The sequence below is a fragment of the Hyphomicrobium sp. 1Nfss2.1 genome, assembly GCF_965243865.1.
Lineage (GTDB): Bacteria > Pseudomonadota > Alphaproteobacteria > Rhizobiales > Hyphomicrobiaceae > Hyphomicrobium_A.
Genome location: NZ_OZ251603.1, coordinates 548,762 through 563,194, shown reverse-complemented (window position 1 = coordinate 563,194; position 14,433 = coordinate 548,762). Strand labels below are relative to the sequence as shown.

Here is a 14,433-nt window from a genome sequence, read left to right as displayed (position 1 = left end):
ACTGTGGCGGCGGACCGGAGCGCGGCGGGCCTGCGGACCTTGGCTCAGCGGGTGGCACGGGGGCTGCATTGCCTAGGGTACCGAAGGGAATTGTTGGATTCCTGACAGTACGCGGCTGGCGGGCCGCACTACGCGGAGCGTTGCATGAAGCTCGAACTCGAACGGCGGTTTGTCGAGGCGCTATCGACGCGTTTCGATCGACTGTCGGGATTGTCGGACCAGCTGCGGTTCGCCAACAAGGCCGAGGTGTCGTTTCGTAGCCTCGAGGCAGACGAGATCGCCTTTCTGTGTCAGCTTCTGCGTGAGGCGGGTACGCGCTTCGAACCTCGAGCGGCGCACCTCGCCACGTTACAGAACGCACTGCTGGACGAGAGTGGTCGTCTAGACGCATCGAGCCTTGAAGATGCCCTGGTGGCCATTGCGCGGTATCTGACGAGCGATGCCATCCGCGGCTGGATGTTCGCGACGAGCGTATTGGACAAGCCACTGCCTTATGTGGTGACGCGCATCGACTACGTGCCGGCCTCGAGCGAGGAAAGCGGAAAGATCTTCATCGAGCTGAAAGCCAATGCAAAGGGCGCGTTGACGAGCGTTACACTGCGGGTGACCGACACGGATCTTTCGTTTCGCTCGGTGGGCGAGCTGTTCGCGGCCAAGGGTTTCCTGAAGGAAACGCCGGAGCTCGTTGCAGCCTATGACGAGATCGCCGAGCGCTATCTCGAGTGGCGGGCGCTCAATGGCACGCAGTTCTCGGGCCAAGGTATCGGGTATTACGCCGAGGACCCGTCAGCCACGCACCGCGACATGGATTGGTCGCGCAAGGATATCGTCGTCCTGTCGACCAGCGGCTCGGCGGTCCGCCTGGTCAATGACGAGAGCGTGCTGCGCAACCGCAGTCTGACGCTGGAAGCGCCGGGGGACATCCTCGGGAGCTACCTGCGCAAGGCAGGAAAGAGCAACCGCTTTGAGGCCGAGGATGAGATCCGCGCGATTGACGATGCGATGCCGGAGGGGCTGTTCAAGCGGATGCCGGTGCATCCGTTCATTCTGATGTTCCACATGGAGCTGCACCATTACCTCTGGGTGCATGCAGGCGACATCACGCCTTACGAGTATAGTCCGGACCTGCGCCACAAGCTGGTGCTGCCGCGCGAGCAGACCGACCTGATCGACATTCTTACAGCAGAGATGGACGTCCTGATGGACGACATCGTCGCCGGTAAGTCGGGTGGGACCACAGTCCTGTGCGCGGGGCCTCCCGGCGTCGGCAAGACGCTGACGGCGGAAGTCTATTCGGAGTTCATCAAGCGCCCGCTGTATCGAGTGCATTCGGGGCAACTGGGCTTGAACGTTGCGGCGATGGAAACGGCTCTCAAGGACGTGCTGACTCGTGCGCAGCGCTGGGGTGCCGTGATGCTGATTGACGAAGCCGACGTCTACATTCGGCGCCGTGACGATGACATGACCGCCAATGCCGTGGTGGGTGTGTTTCTACGCGTGCTGGAGTATTTCAATGGGCTTCTGTTCCTCACCACCAATCGCGTCGATGACATCGACGAGGCGATCGTGTCGCGCTGCATTGCGCTGATACGGTTTCATGCTCCGGACTCCGGCAGTCGCCGGCGGATCTGGGAGGTGATGGCAGGGCAGTTCGGGTTGGCGCTGGAGCCGTCGCTGATGGACGAGCTGGCGGAGACGTTCCCTGAAGCTACGGGGCGAGACATCAAGGGCCTGGCCAAGCTGGTCGCCAAGTGGTGCCAGCACAAATCGGTTGCGCCGACCCTGGAGGTGTTCCTGCGCTGCTCGGTGTTCCGCGGTATGGACGCCGACAAGGCTGACGGGGGAGAACTTGTCGCTGGATAGGTGCCGGCGTCAGCCTTTGCCCGCGCCGGTGTGAATGATCGTTCCCACATGCTCGCCGCGCAGGGCGGCGGTCAGCTTGCCCGGCACGAGGCCATTGATGATCTGCACGTGCTCGATGTTGCGCGCATTGACCATCACATCGACCAACATGCGGTCGAACGGCAGCGTGCCAGGGTGCTTGATGAGCTTGCTGGCGTTGATCTCGCTGATGAACTGCGGCTTCTTCTTGTCGGATGCCTTGGGGTCGTCGGTGTAGAGGCCGTCGACATCCTCGACGATGGTCAGCCCGGCAGCACCCAGTGCATCGGCCAGTAGGAAGGCGCCGGTGTCGGCGCGGTGCGGCGGGATCCGCGAGGTGGGGAACTCGTGATGATGGTAGGGCGGGAACGCGCTGCCTACGACGGCGCGCGCGGCGGAAAGATGGAGGGCGAGCTGGTTGGCCATCGTGTGGTGCTCAACGTAGGAGACGCCGTCGGGCGCAAGCATGGAGGCGAGGATGTGACCGTTCTGACCGGCTTCGCTGGCCGCAAGCGATGAAAGCGAGCCGACCGGCAAGCCGAGGTCGAGGCCTACAGTGTAGAGATGGCGTGCGCGGATGCCGGCGCCAGTCAACAGCAGCATCCGATGCTCAGGGAGCAGCTTGCGAATTTCCTCGACGATGGGGACGATCGCGGCGCGGCCTCGATCCATGATGGAGCGGCCGCCGATCTTCACCACCTGTAGCCACGGCAGAATGCGGATGGGCCGGTGGCCGGCAACCGGCGCGGTGAGTGAGCCGTCGAGAAGGGTCTGGCGCGCGAGTGGCGAGTCGACGTGCTTGATGTCGTTGGGTCTGTCAGACATTGGGGCTGTTCAGCTCGCGGTGATGATGGTGCCGACGTGCTCGCCGGCGAGGGCGCGGGTCAGGTTGCCCGGCACGAGGCCGTTGACGATTTGCACCTGATGGATGTGGCGTGCGGCCTTCAAGAGGTCGAGGACGGGGAACTCGAGGATGGAGTCGTGCAGGCCGCGCGCTTTCATCTCGTCGACGGAAATTTTGGGAATGAAGGTGGCGTCCTTGGAGGTCTTGGGGTTCGCGGTGTAGAGGCCGTTCTCGTCCTTCACGTAGATCATTGACTTGCAGCCGAACTGCTCGGAGACGAGAAAGCAGCCCGCGTCGGTGCGATAGGGCGGAATGACACCTTCGCGAGAGGGGCGCATCCAAAGCGAGTAGGGCGGCATGCCGCTGAAGACCACGGCATTCACCTCTGCCAGGAAGAGCGGCACGGAGGATAGACCGGCGGCGCTGACGGCCGAGATGCCATGTTTGGCGAGAAGCTGACCGAGCATGGCTGCATTCTGGTCGGCGACCGAGTCGCCGAGCTGAGAGAGGATGCCGGCGGGGAGATTGAGCTCTGAAGCAATCGAATAGAGGTGGCGGGCTCTTGTTCCTGCGCCTGTTCCAATCAGCAACTTGTGCTGCTTGCGGGCTTCGACGATCTCGTCGACGAGCGGATAAACGGCGGAGCGACCGCGGTCCATGACGCTTTGGCCGCCAATCTTGATCACGTTGGCGTCGGGCAGAATGCGATAGTCCGCTGCTTTCTCCGCTGCGGCCTGGAGCTGCTCGTCGTTCAGCGATCGCTGTGAGAGGAGCAGGTCGAGCTGCGTCATCGTCTCAACCATGGTGGTCCTTCGGTATCAGTTCCGCGAGCATCCAAGGGGCGCTCGAACTGGCGTCGGAGCTAAAGAGCGCGTGCTAGCGTTTGGCGGGAAGCATAGAGAGATCGCCGAAGTGGGTCGATGATTTTGCAGCTTATTGCACTTGAGTTTCTCGTCGCACGCGCCGCTGCACGCGCCCATATTCTGGGCAGCGGTACATTGCTTCAGGCTGGCGCAATAAGATTCCAAAGCAGAATGATCTCGATCAGGTAGCCTGCGACGAGCGCTGGCGGCATCGCCCACTTCATCCAGCGTGGGTAGCCTTCCGGATAGAGCCAGCCGCGAAAGGCGAGGATTGCCAGCGGCATCAGCGGCCAGGTGGTGAGGCCGACGCTGATGGCGTTGCCGATGAAGGTGCGGAGCGCCGGATTGAGGTGTTCGAGGTGCGGATTCAAAAACCGCATTTCCAGCATGACAACCGGAAAGAGCGTGAGCAGGACGAGGCAGGCGGTTTTCCAAATACTGGGAGGAGCGCCGGTTGCGGGGTCGTTGGGGATCCAACCTGGGAAGGAAGTGTCGACGCGCGAGACGTGGAAATCGCCGACGAAATCTGCGCTCTCGTTGATCATCGACGCGCGCTCGTCCGACTTAAGCCAGCGCTCCAGGTTTGCAGCAGTGTCAAAGCGAAGGACCGTGGTCCAGTCCAGTTCGCCCTTTAGCGGCGGCTGAACGAACGAGCCGAGGAAGCCGGGAAACGTTGCCTGGAGCTTCTGCATGCGATTAGCCCACACGCGATAGGCGCCTTCTCGGCCCGGCTTCAGACGCGTGGTTACGACCATGCTGACGCCGTTGACGACGGCGTATTCGGCCGCGGCGCGTCCGACGAGCTGCATGACGAGGCCTGCTTCGACAAGGGGGATCACTTCCTCGATGAGCTTACGGTTGGTGTCGCCGTGACGCCATTGGCGCAGGGCGTCGAGCGAGTTGAAGCGCGCGAGGGCTACGGCTTCGAGCTGATCGGGCGGCGATGTGGGCCAGAGCTCGGCGCTTACAGCGTGGGATGCCGTCAGCAGCGCGCTTTGCCAGCGTGCCTGCCACAGCGCGAAATCGGTTTCGCGGCCGGGAAGGATGCGCGCACAGACGAGGAGCGTCGAAGGCGTGGGACTCACGTTCGGTCTGGCTCCCTTCGGTGAATACGCTCGTTCACGCGCAGTTCTCGGAAGGCTCGGCGAATCGCGAGGCCGTGTCGAACGTGACGCGGGGTTTGCCAGTAGGCAAGCGGCGCGTGGGACCGTGGGAGAGTCTCGTCAGTCGTTCGATCTCGGCGGCGAGCTGCGAGGCGTCGGCAAGGGGCGCGAGAGGACGTAGATGCCGGAGGCGATCATGACGCTGGCGACGGTGGCAAGCAGGAGCGGGCCTGGATGGGCGCCGATATAGAAGAGCACAAGCCCGACAGTCATGCCGACGCAGGCGAGAAATTTTGCGCGCCGGGGTATGGCTCCTTCTTCGCGCCAGCTCCGGAGTGTGTGGCCAAAGCGCGGGTGCTCGAGCAGCCAGCGCTCCCAGGCGGGAGAGGATCGCGCGAAGCATCCAGCGGCGAGGATGAGGAATATCGTCGTGGGCATCACCGGCAGCATGGCGCCGATAATTCCCAAAGCCACAAACAGACATCCGAGACTGAAGTAGAGGTAGCGCCCCATCTGTCTCACGTTGCTCCTTTGCGGGGGACCCCTCAGGTGACGGTCTCTGGCTGTGAGGCCGGGGCTGTCCTTGGAAGCGGCATCATCAACTCACCTAATGCTCTAAGCGGGGATGGAGATCGGCGAGATACTGGGCGATGGCAGTGGGGGCGTGCCCAGCAGGGCGTCGAATGTGCTCTGCAACTCAGGCTGATGATAGAGGTCGTTGATGTCGCGGTGAAAGGCGTGTTGGACCTTGAGAAGGAGGCCGTAGCGCTCGCGAGAGGCGAAGCGTGCTGCCGCATGATGCGGGCGTCGATGCGCTGGTGCGCCGCCGCGGTTGCCTTTTTGAGGCGCTGCCGGCGCCCGGTGGGAGCGTCGGCAATAGCTTCTCCAGTCATATGACGTCCTCGTCAGATCAGCCTTGGACCTTATCGCGTCCTGCGCTCAAACGTGAATACTATACTACGTGAGTATTCTTTTGTCGGGGCGTCAATATCGACTCTGACGTCTAGATCAGCTTCTCGGCCGCAGGGTTCAGGCAAGCCTTTGCCACCACTCTTTAATGGTTACAGAGGATGCTGGGATTTGAGACAAGGTGTGTCGCGTGTTGCTCGACGTAGCACTCGGCCTTCTTTCCCCGGGTGAGCATTGCTCCCCCACGAACGGGTGAGCAGGCAGAGATGACATAGGCATGCCTTTTGTGGGGAGAAACCACGGCAGTGCCAACCGGGTTCTCGCCACTTTCTCATTTCATTAAGGGTGCCATAGGGGGCACCTGGGAGAAGTGATGTTGCGGTGGGTCACGGTTGCGGGATTGTTGTGCAGCTTCGGCGTTGCGGCGGCCGAGCCGGTTCGCATGACCAGTGCGGATATCGAGCACGTGATGCAGCCGGGCGCGGTGCTCGAGATCGATACGCCGCTGCGTATCTCCATTCCGGTCAAGGTCGAGGGCAACGGCATCGTTTCCGGCGAGGCTGGCGCGCTGGGTCTTACGCTTGGCGCCATGAAGGATCGTGGCCGCTGGTGGACCGAGTCCGACCAGCTTTGCGTGAAATGGTTCCGCTGGTTCGACGCCAAGGCGCGCTGCATTTCCTTGCAGCGGGACGGCAGCAAGGTTTACTGGCAGGAGAACAGCGGCGAGAGCGGCACAGCTACCATCACCGAGTCTCCGACCGCGATCGTCGCAAAGGCGAGCCCTGCAGTCGAGAAGCCGAAGAAGGTGCAGACGGCTTCTGCTGACCGCGTTGAAAAGATGCGCGTTGGTGCGGCGGATGTGGCTGACGTTTCCTTCGACGAGCGGGCTCGTGCAGCTCAGCCAGTCGCGCCGGTCCGCACGCGGGTGGAACCGACGAGAGAAGCAGTGGCGATTGCGCCGCCGCCTCCGAAGCTCAAGGAGCCGCCGCGGACCGTCCGTGTTGCGAAAGTTCCCAGCACGCGGAAGAAGCCAGCAACGAACATAGTCAAGCCGAGCAAGTCCACCGGTGACGATCTGGCCGAAGCATCGGCTGTGTCGACGTCATCGATCTCGCCTGGGACGTTCCGGGTGTCGCGCGTCGTGGACGGCGACATGCTGAACGTGCGCAGCGGGCCTTCCGAATATCATCAGGCGGTAGGCGCGATACCCGCCCGCGGTCGTGGCGTGATGATCGTCGGCGCTTGCCGCGATCTTTGGTGCCCTATTCGACATGGGCGGCTCAAGGGTTGGGTCAACCGCTACTATCTCGCTGAAGATATCAGCCAGGCGGCCCCATCGCGGCACTAGCCTTTGTGTGCCGCGCTCGCGCGGCACGATCTGCTTAATCCATTGGTAAGCATGCGCGCCAAAATGGTTGGCCTCGACTAATCCTTCTCAGTCGATGGCTGGCGCGCTCCATGCGCTCGAAATGCCCGTAGAATATGGCGTTGTGCTCATATGCCGTCGTTGGGATGCGCCCCATCGTCGTTAATTCGCGTATTCAAATTATCAAGACTTGGCGAACCACCCTCGACTAAGCGGCGAAGTGTGCCTGGCCGTCAGATGGTCCGGGTTATGCAGTTGCTGAGAATTGGGTGCCAAACGGCTCGTGCGTGCGTGGAGACTGGGACAGGCGGCGCCCCAGTTTGGGACGTGCGCTCGCATGCGTGTGTTAAGCGTCAATTTCGGTCGGTTGTAGGCAGAGTATCCAGTCCATGAGTGAGGTCATTCGCGCTGTCCGACGCGGGGATGTTCCGGCCGTGACCGAAATGTTCGCGCGTATCTTCATGAAGGGGCGCGCGCCCTCCAAGTCTTCGCTCTCCTCCTATTTCGAGGACGTCCTGTTCGATAGTGAGGGTGACGGTGCGGACCCGCGCTCGCGTGTGTTCGTCGACCGGGAGGGCGTCGTGCGCGGGTTCATCGGCGTGTGGCCGCGCCGCATGATGCTGGGCGGCCGGATCATCGAAGCGGCAGCTGCCGGCTCGATGATGGTCGATCGGCCGGAGGATCACCCGACGGCTGGGGCGCGGCTATTGCGGGCTTATCTGGCGGGGCCGCAGGACCTCTCGTTCAGCGAAACGGCGAACGGCATTTCGCAGCGCATGTGGGAGCGCGTTGGCGGCGAACGCATTACTGCGGCCAGTCTCGATTGGCTCAAGGTGCTGCGTCCTGCGGGCTTTTGCGTCGCGGCGGCGGGTGCATCGTTTCGGCCGTTCCGAGCGCTACGCCCGCTGGGCTCCGTGATTGATCGCCTGACATCGTCGTCTGCTGGCTTTGCCTCGCTCGATGAGACAGAGACGCGGTGGGCGCGCGATGTTCCGGCGACGACCGGCGAGGTGCTCGACGCGATCCAGCTGCTGAGCGGCAGCTATCAATTGCGCCCGGATTGGGAGTTGCCGGCATTGCCGCGGTTGCTCGCTCATGCCGAGAGCAAGGAGCGTTATGGCGAGCTGCATCGGCGCATTGTCTACGGGCGCGGCGACAAGCCGGTTGCCTGCTATCTGTTTCACGCGCGGCGCGGAGATATCGCGCGCGTGTTGCAGGTTCTCGCCGAACCTAACGCCGCGGGGCTGGCGATCGACAGTCTCTTGCGCACTGCCGCCGGCCTTGGCTGCGTCGGGGTGCGTGGACGCGCGGAGCCTGGGCTGTTCGATGCGCTCGTGTCGCGCCGGTGTCTTCTCTATCACGGCGCCGCGACAGTCATTCATGCTCGCGACAAGTCGCTGCTCAGCGAGGTGCAGGGTGCACGCTCGCTGATGACGGGGCTTGCAGGCGAGTCGTGGCTTCGTCTCATCGGTGGAAGTTTTGCGTAACGGCCGCGTGGCGGTGGAGCTCTCGGATGTGTGGAATTGCTGGATACTTCGGACTGCCGGTGGCACCGGAGGAAGCGCGTGCGCTGCTGTCGCGCATGATCGAGACGCTGCAGCATCGCGGGCCTGACGGGAACGGCACATACGTCGATGGAGATGTCGGTCTGGCGCATGCGCGGCTCAGCATCATCGACGTTGGGGGTGGGCGCCAGCCGATGTGCAACGAGGACGGCACCGTCTGGATCTCGTTCAACGGCGAAGTATTCAACTACGTAGAGCTGCGTGAGGAGCTGATTGCGCGCGGACACGTCTTCAAGACGCGCTCCGACACCGAAGTGATCGTGCACCTTTACGAGGAGCGCGGACCGGATTGCGTCGAAGCACTCAATGGTGACTTCGCATTCGCGATCTGGGATCAGAGGCGGCAGCGGATGATGCTGGCGCGGGATCGCGTCGGTGTTCGGCCGCTCTATTATGCGCAGCGCGATCGCGGAATCGCGTTTGCGTCAGAGGTGAAGGCGCTGCTCGAGTTGCCGGGCATCGATGCCTCGCTCGACCCTATAGCACTCGATCAGATGTTCACGTTCTGGTTTCCGCTGGCACCGCGCACGCCCTTCAAGGGCATCAGCGAGCTGCCGCCGGGACACGTGATGATCGCATCGCGCGATGGTGTCACGACGCGCCGCTACTGGCAGTTCTCCTATCCCGATGCTGTAGAGGATCGTCCGGTGTCGGCTCGGGAAGAGGCGCGGTTGACGGAAGAAGTGCGTGAGATGCTGCTAGACGCCGTGCGCATCCGCCTTCGCGCGGATGTTCCGGTTGGCGCTTATCTCAGTGGCGGGCTCGATTCATCCATTACCACCGCGGCGATTGGGAAGTTCGTGCCCGACCAGCTTCGCTCGTTCTCCGTGGCCTTCGAGACGCCGGAATATGACGAGAGCGTATTCCAGGAGGAGATGGTCGCGGCGCTGGGGCTGAGGCATTCGGTTACGTATTGCCGGGACGACGATATCGCGGGAACGCTGCCGGAGCTGATCCGACATACGGAGCGTCCGATTATGCGGACGGCGCCGGCGCCGATGCTGCTGCTGTCTCGACTGGTGTCTGAGAACGGTATCAAGGTTGTGATGACGGGCGAGGGCGCCGACGAAGTTTTCGCCGGTTACGATGTATTCAAAGAAGCGAAGGTACGGCGGTTCTGCGCGGCGCAACCAGGATCGCGGCTGCGGCCGCTGCTGTTGCGCAAGCTCTATCCGTACATGCCCCGCTTGCAGGGGCAATCGCAGCGGTATCTGGAAGCGTTCTTTGGTAGCCAGGACGCGCTTGATGATCCGCTCTATTCGCATCTGCCGCGCTTCCGCACCAGCGCCGCGGCGAAGGGCTTCTTCTCGGCGGATCTGCGGGCGAGCATCGGCGACTATGATGCGCTTGCCGATCTGCGTGACCAGCTGCCCGCCGAGTTCGGACGCTGGCATCCGCTGTCGCAGGCTCAATATCTGGAGAGCGCGTACCTGCTGCCGGGGTACATCCTTTCCTCGCAGGGCGACCGGGTGGCGATGGCGAACGGGGTCGAAGGGCGGTTCCCGTTCCTCGACCATCGGCTGATCGAGCTTGCCTCGCGCATACCACCGCGGTTGAAGCTGAAGGGCCTGACCGAGAAGCATATCCTTCGGCGCAGCGTCACGGACATGCTGCCGGAAGGGATCGCCAAGCGTACCAAGCAGCCGTATCGCGCGCCGGAAAGCCGCGCATTTCTGCGCTCGCGCGTGTCGGCTACCGTGCTCGATCACTTGTCGCCCGCGAACCTCGATGCGGCCGGATATTTCGACAGCAAGCTGGTCGGACGTCTCGTTACCAAATGCGAGAAACTGCCGTCGACAGGGTTTAGGGACAACCTGGCGTTCGTCGGCATCCTGTCGACGCAGGTCTGGCACGAGACGTTTACGAAGCCCGCGCGGGGAAGACGTGGCATGAGCGTTGCTACGTCGGCTTCTGAAGCCTTCAGCGGCGGCGCTTCAGTCGCCCAGGGCAATGCGTAAATCAGTGAGTGGGTTAGGCATGAGCAACCATCTAAAGCAGGCAGTGCGCGAGTTCGTGGAAACGAGCTTTCTTTTTCGTGAAGGTCGCGATGGGCTCGGAGATGATGAATCGCTGTTGGGCGCCGGGCTGATCGATTCCACGGGTATTCTCGAGCTCGTGTCGTTTCTCGAGAGCGAGTTCGGCATCGTCGTTAACGACGAAGAGATCGTGCCGGAGAACCTCGATTCCATCGGCCAGATCACTGCGTATGTCGCGCGCAAGCAATTGGCGCAGCCGTCGGCGCAGGTCGCGTAAAGACGACCGGGGAAACAGGGACGAGGGAGTAGGCGATGCGCTTTGAGGAATTCCTGCGCGAAAGTGCAACGCGGCTCCCAGACAAGACGGCGCTGGTCGCACAGGGGCGCAGGCTCACCTACAGTCAGCTCGACGATTTGTCAGACGAGCTGGCGCAGGGCTTGGTAAACCGCGGTGTGGACCGGGGCGATCGGGTTGTCCTCTTCCTGGACAATTGCGTCGAAGCGGTTGTCTCAATTTTTGCGGTGCTCAAGGCCGGCGCGGTGTTCTGCCCGGTCAATCCTTCGACGAAGGTCGACAAGCTCACGTTCATTCTCAACAACTGCCGCGCCAAGGCACTGATCACGCAACAGAGGGGCGTACTGGTCGCGGCGGATGCAGTGGTGGGCGCGCCTTCCGTCTCGGTGACGGTTGTTGCGGATGGTGATGCAGCGCCGTCGCACGCTGACTTCGTGCATTGGGGCGATACGCTGGCCGCTCCGTCGCTGGAGCTATTGAAGGCAGCGCCCGGCATCGACATCGACCTAGCGATGCTCATCTACACCTCGGGCTCGACGGGGTTCCCCAAGGGCGTGATGATGACGCATCAGAACGTCATGGCGGCGGCGGCGTCGATCACGACGTATCTGGAGAACACGAGCGACGACATCATTCTGAACGTGCTGCCAATCGCGTTCGATTACGGTCTCTATCAGGTGCTGATGGCGGTGAAGGTCGGTGCGACGCTGGTTCTGGAGAAGTCGTTCGCGTTCCCGCAGGTGATCCTGCAGCGTGCGGCCGAAGAGAAAGTGACGGGCCTGCCGCTGGTGCCGACGATGGCGGCGATCCTCATTGCTCAGCGCAACCTCGAAGCCGGCGCGCTGCCGCACCTGCGCTACATCACCAACACGGCCGCAGCGCTTCCACCATCCCACATCGAGCGACTGCAGGCTCTGTTCCCGCACGTGGCGCTCTATTCGATGTACGGGCTGACGGAGTGCAAGCGTTGCACGTGGCTGCCGCCATCCGAGTTGAAGAGGCGAATTACGTCGGTCGGCATCGCAATTCCGGGTACAGAAGCCTACGTGGTGGATGACCGGGGCGTGCGTGTGGCGCCGGGTGTCGTTGGCGAGCTGGTGATCCGCGGCGCGCACGTGATGAAGGGATATTGGGAGAACCCGGAAGCGACGGCGCAAGCGCTGCGACCAGGACCGCATGATTGGGAGCGCGTGCTCCATACTGGCGACCTGTTCCGCACGGATAAGGAAGGCTTCCTATATTTCGTCGGGCGCAAGGACGACATCATCAAGTCGCGCGGCGAGAAAGTGGCGCCGAAGGAAGTCGAGAATATCATCTATGCGCTCGAGGGTGTCGCGGAGGTCGCAGTGATCGGCGTGCCCGATCCGATTCTCGGCAGCGCGATCAAGGCGGTGGTCGCGCCAGAGCTCGGTGCGCAGCTCTCGGAGGTCGACATCGTGCGCCACTGTGCGCGGTTCCTCGAAGACTACATGGTCCCGAAGTTCGTCGAGTTCCGGCCTGCGTTGCCGAAGACGGATTCGGGGAAGATCAGCCGTCGCCTTGTTGCCGAAGCTCAAGCTGGAAACGCCTAGATGCCGTTGTTCGATCTGACCAAAGCGCGTGAGTTCTCTGCCGAGGCGATGCGTCTCGATACCGATGTGGCCGTCGCACGCATCGCGGAAGGCATCCGCGAACAAGTGCAGCGGCGACTGCGCCGGCGGGGCGCGATCGTGGGGCTTTCGGGGGGTATAGATTCCAGCGTGACAGCAGCGCTATGCGTCGAGGCGCTGGGTGCTGCCAATGTGCTGGCGGTGCTGATGCCGGAGAAGGATTCCGATCCAGAGAGCTTGCGACTGGGTCGGCTCGTTGCCGAGACGTATGGCATTCGTCATGTTGTCGAAGACATCGCGCCGACGCTGGCGGCATCGGGCTGCTATGAGCGGCGAGATGCGGCGATCCGCGAGATCGTGCCGGAGTACGCCGCGGACTGGAGCTGCAAGGTGGTGCTGTCGAATGCGCTGCACGGAAACAGCTACAGTCTGACCAAACTCGTCGTGCAGTCGCCATCGGGTGAGCGCCGCGAGATGCGCATGCCGCTGTCGGTGTATCAGGGCATCGTTGCGGCCACGAACATGAAGCAGCGCACGCGCAAGCAGCTGGAATACTATCACGCCGACCGATTGAACTATGCCGTGTCAGGCACGCCGAACCGGCTGGAGTATGACCAGGGCTTCTTCGTCAAGAACGGTGACGGCGCTGCCGACTTCAAGCCGATTGCGCATCTCTACAAGACGCAAGTGTATCGGCTTGCCGAGGCGCTCGGCGTCCCAGCCGAAATCTGCAGCCGCCCGCCGACGACGGATACCTGGTCGCTGGCTCAGACGCAGGAAGAGTTCTACTTCGCGCTGCCCTATCAGCAGATGGACCTTTGCCTCTTCGGCTTGGATAACGGCGTGCCCGCAGCAGATGTTGCGCGCACCGCCGAGCTGACGGAAGCGCAGGTGTTGCTGGTGTGGAAGGACATCGAAGCCAAGCGCCGCGCCACGCGCTATCTACACGAGCCGCCGCTGTTGATTGAACCGCTGGATGACGGGCGCGCGCTGGTCGCCTGAGGCGCTGTGGCGGCTACTCTTCGTGGAGCAGGCGTGCAGCGCCAACAAGCGCCGCATGTGGGCGGGTGATGACGTAGGTGGGGATAGCGGCGAGATAGTCGCGAAAGCGGCCCTTGTCCTCGAAGCGATCGCGGAACTGCGAGCGGGCAAAAGTGCCACCCAGCTTCGGCACGATACCGCCAGCAATGAATATGCCACCTCTCGCGCCGAGAGTGAGGGCGAGATTGCCGGCTACGGTGCCGAGCATGGCGCAAAACATGTCGATTGCTAATCCGGCATAGTCACAGGCGCCTAATGCCCCTGCCTTGGTGACGTCTTCGGCCGTGAGATCGTCGGGAGCTTTCGCGTCGATCTCGCACAGTGCGCGATAGAGATTGACGAGGCCGGGACCCGAGAGAACGCGCTCGGCCGAGACGTGTCCGAAGCGTTTGCGCAGGACGCTGAGCACGGCGCTCTCGCGGTCGTCTGCGGGCGCCATGGTGACATGGCCGCCTTCGCCCGCGATGGCCTCGTAGCGACTTGAAGCATAGACCGCCGTGCTGACGCCCAATCCGGAACCAGGACCGAGCACGGCCATCGGTGCTTGTTTAGCCGGTTCGCCGCTGCCCACTTTCAGAACATCGGTGTCGGCGAGATGGGGAAGCGCAAGTGCGTTGGCGTGGAAATCATTGATGACGTTCAGCTGGGAAATACCTAGCTGCGCGGCGAGCTCGCTGATCGAAAAGGCCCAAGGATTGTTGGTGAAAGTGACATTGTCGCCGCGAGGTGTCGTCGCTACGGCGAGGACAGCACGCGCGGGAGCCGCGCCATCAACGGATGCAAGGTAGCGCTCGATTGCGTCTGCCATAGTCGGATGATCGCGGCAGAGCAGATCAGCGGCGCGGATCAGGCTGCCTTTGGCATCAACCAATGCAAAGCGCGCATTGGTGGCGCCGATGTCTCCGACAAGATAAACCGTCATGAACTCGAATTCGTCACCCAGATGGAGCGGCACGCTAACCTGCAGCGACGAAGGGTCAAGTAGCAAGGGCCACCGTCAC

At 62.6% G+C, this 14,433-nt stretch carries 12 protein-coding genes; 7 read left to right on the top strand and 5 right to left on the bottom strand.

The annotated features are described in order from the left end of the window. Positions 1 to 144 precede the first annotated feature (144 nt). Complete coding sequence (locus ACP15D_RS02825; RefSeq protein WP_424956054.1) at positions 145 to 1,863, top strand: AAA family ATPase; 1,719 nt, start codon at positions 145 to 147, stop codon at positions 1,861 to 1,863. 9 nt (positions 1,864 to 1,872) lie between these two features. Here ACP15D_RS02825 and ACP15D_RS02820 read toward each other — a convergent pair whose 3' ends face one another. The 4 genes from ACP15D_RS02820 to ACP15D_RS02805 form a co-directional block, all read right to left on the bottom strand. After that, a complete protein-coding gene (locus ACP15D_RS02820; protein ID WP_424956053.1) occupies positions 1,873 to 2,706 on the bottom strand; it encodes a molybdenum storage protein subunit alpha in 834 nt (277 codons plus the stop codon). Between the two features lie 9 nt (positions 2,707 to 2,715). Next, on the bottom strand, positions 2,716 to 3,528 hold the full coding sequence (locus tag ACP15D_RS02815; RefSeq protein ID WP_424956052.1) for a uridine kinase: 813 nt from the start codon (positions 3,526 to 3,528) through the stop codon (positions 2,716 to 2,718). A gap of 200 nt (positions 3,529 to 3,728) precedes the next feature. Next, on the bottom strand, positions 3,729 to 4,673 hold the full coding sequence (locus ACP15D_RS02810; RefSeq protein ID WP_424956050.1) for an antibiotic biosynthesis monooxygenase: 945 nt from the start codon (positions 4,671 to 4,673) through the stop codon (positions 3,729 to 3,731). Between the two features lie 138 nt (positions 4,674 to 4,811). After that, positions 4,812 to 5,204: a YbaN family protein gene (locus tag ACP15D_RS02805; protein WP_424956049.1), complete on the bottom strand. Its 393-nt coding sequence runs from the start codon at positions 5,202 to 5,204 to the stop codon at positions 4,812 to 4,814. A gap of 769 nt (positions 5,205 to 5,973) precedes the next feature. Between ACP15D_RS02805 and ACP15D_RS02800 the strand changes: the two genes are divergently transcribed. The 6 genes from ACP15D_RS02800 (at position 5,974) to nadE (ending at position 13,393) form a co-directional block, all read left to right on the top strand. Then, a complete protein-coding gene (locus tag ACP15D_RS02800; RefSeq protein WP_424956048.1) occupies positions 5,974 to 6,948 on the top strand; it encodes an SH3 domain-containing protein in 975 nt (324 codons plus the stop codon). A 452-nt stretch (positions 6,949 to 7,400) separates the two neighbouring features. After that, positions 7,401 to 8,453: a hypothetical protein gene (locus ACP15D_RS02795; RefSeq protein WP_424956047.1), complete on the top strand. Its 1,053-nt coding sequence runs from the start codon at positions 7,401 to 7,403 to the stop codon at positions 8,451 to 8,453. Positions 8,454 to 8,479: 26 nt separating this feature from the next. Further along, positions 8,480 to 10,489: an asparagine synthase (glutamine-hydrolyzing) gene (gene asnB / locus ACP15D_RS02790; RefSeq protein ID WP_424956046.1), complete on the top strand. Its 2,010-nt coding sequence runs from the start codon at positions 8,480 to 8,482 to the stop codon at positions 10,487 to 10,489. Positions 10,490 to 10,508: 19 nt separating this feature from the next. Further along, complete coding sequence (locus tag ACP15D_RS02785) at positions 10,509 to 10,784, top strand: acyl carrier protein (protein WP_424956045.1); 276 nt, start codon at positions 10,509 to 10,511, stop codon at positions 10,782 to 10,784. A 35-nt stretch (positions 10,785 to 10,819) separates the two neighbouring features. Then, positions 10,820 to 12,373: a class I adenylate-forming enzyme family protein gene (locus ACP15D_RS02780; RefSeq protein WP_424956044.1), complete on the top strand. Its 1,554-nt coding sequence runs from the start codon at positions 10,820 to 10,822 to the stop codon at positions 12,371 to 12,373. Next, positions 12,374 to 13,393 (top strand): NAD(+) synthase, encoded by a 1,020-nt coding sequence (gene nadE, locus ACP15D_RS02775; RefSeq protein ID WP_424956043.1) that lies wholly within the window; start codon positions 12,374 to 12,376, stop codon positions 13,391 to 13,393. A gap of 13 nt (positions 13,394 to 13,406) precedes the next feature. On the opposite strand, the gene glk is transcribed toward nadE, so the two are convergent. Then, a complete protein-coding gene (gene glk / locus ACP15D_RS02770) occupies positions 13,407 to 14,387 on the bottom strand; it encodes a glucokinase (protein WP_424956042.1) in 981 nt (326 codons plus the stop codon). Between the last annotated feature and the right edge of the window lie 46 nt (positions 14,388 to 14,433).

Bases quoted from the DNA above. Each gene is read 5' to 3' on its own strand.
- ACP15D_RS02785 (WP_424956045.1), top strand. From the start codon at position 10,509: ATGAGCAACCATCTAAAGCAGGCAGTGCGCGAGTTCGTGGAAACGAGC.
- ACP15D_RS02805 (WP_424956049.1), bottom strand. From the start codon at position 5,204: ATGGGGCGCTACCTCTACTTCAGTCTCGGATGTCTGTTTGTGGCTTTG.
- ACP15D_RS02815 (WP_424956052.1), bottom strand. From the start codon at position 3,528: ATGGTTGAGACGATGACGCAGCTCGACCTGCTCCTCTCACAGCGATCG.
- ACP15D_RS02780 (WP_424956044.1), top strand. From the start codon at position 10,820: ATGCGCTTTGAGGAATTCCTGCGCGAAAGTGCAACGCGGCTCCCAGAC.
- ACP15D_RS02800 (WP_424956048.1), top strand. From the start codon at position 5,974: ATGTTGCGGTGGGTCACGGTTGCGGGATTGTTGTGCAGCTTCGGCGTT.
- ACP15D_RS02825 (WP_424956054.1), top strand. From the start codon at position 145: ATGAAGCTCGAACTCGAACGGCGGTTTGTCGAGGCGCTATCGACGCGT.
- nadE (WP_424956043.1), top strand. From the start codon at position 12,374: ATGCCGTTGTTCGATCTGACCAAAGCGCGTGAGTTCTCTGCCGAGGCG.
- ACP15D_RS02820 (WP_424956053.1), bottom strand. From the start codon at position 2,706: ATGTCTGACAGACCCAACGACATCAAGCACGTCGACTCGCCACTCGCG.
- asnB (WP_424956046.1), top strand. From the start codon at position 8,480: ATGTGTGGAATTGCTGGATACTTCGGACTGCCGGTGGCACCGGAGGAA.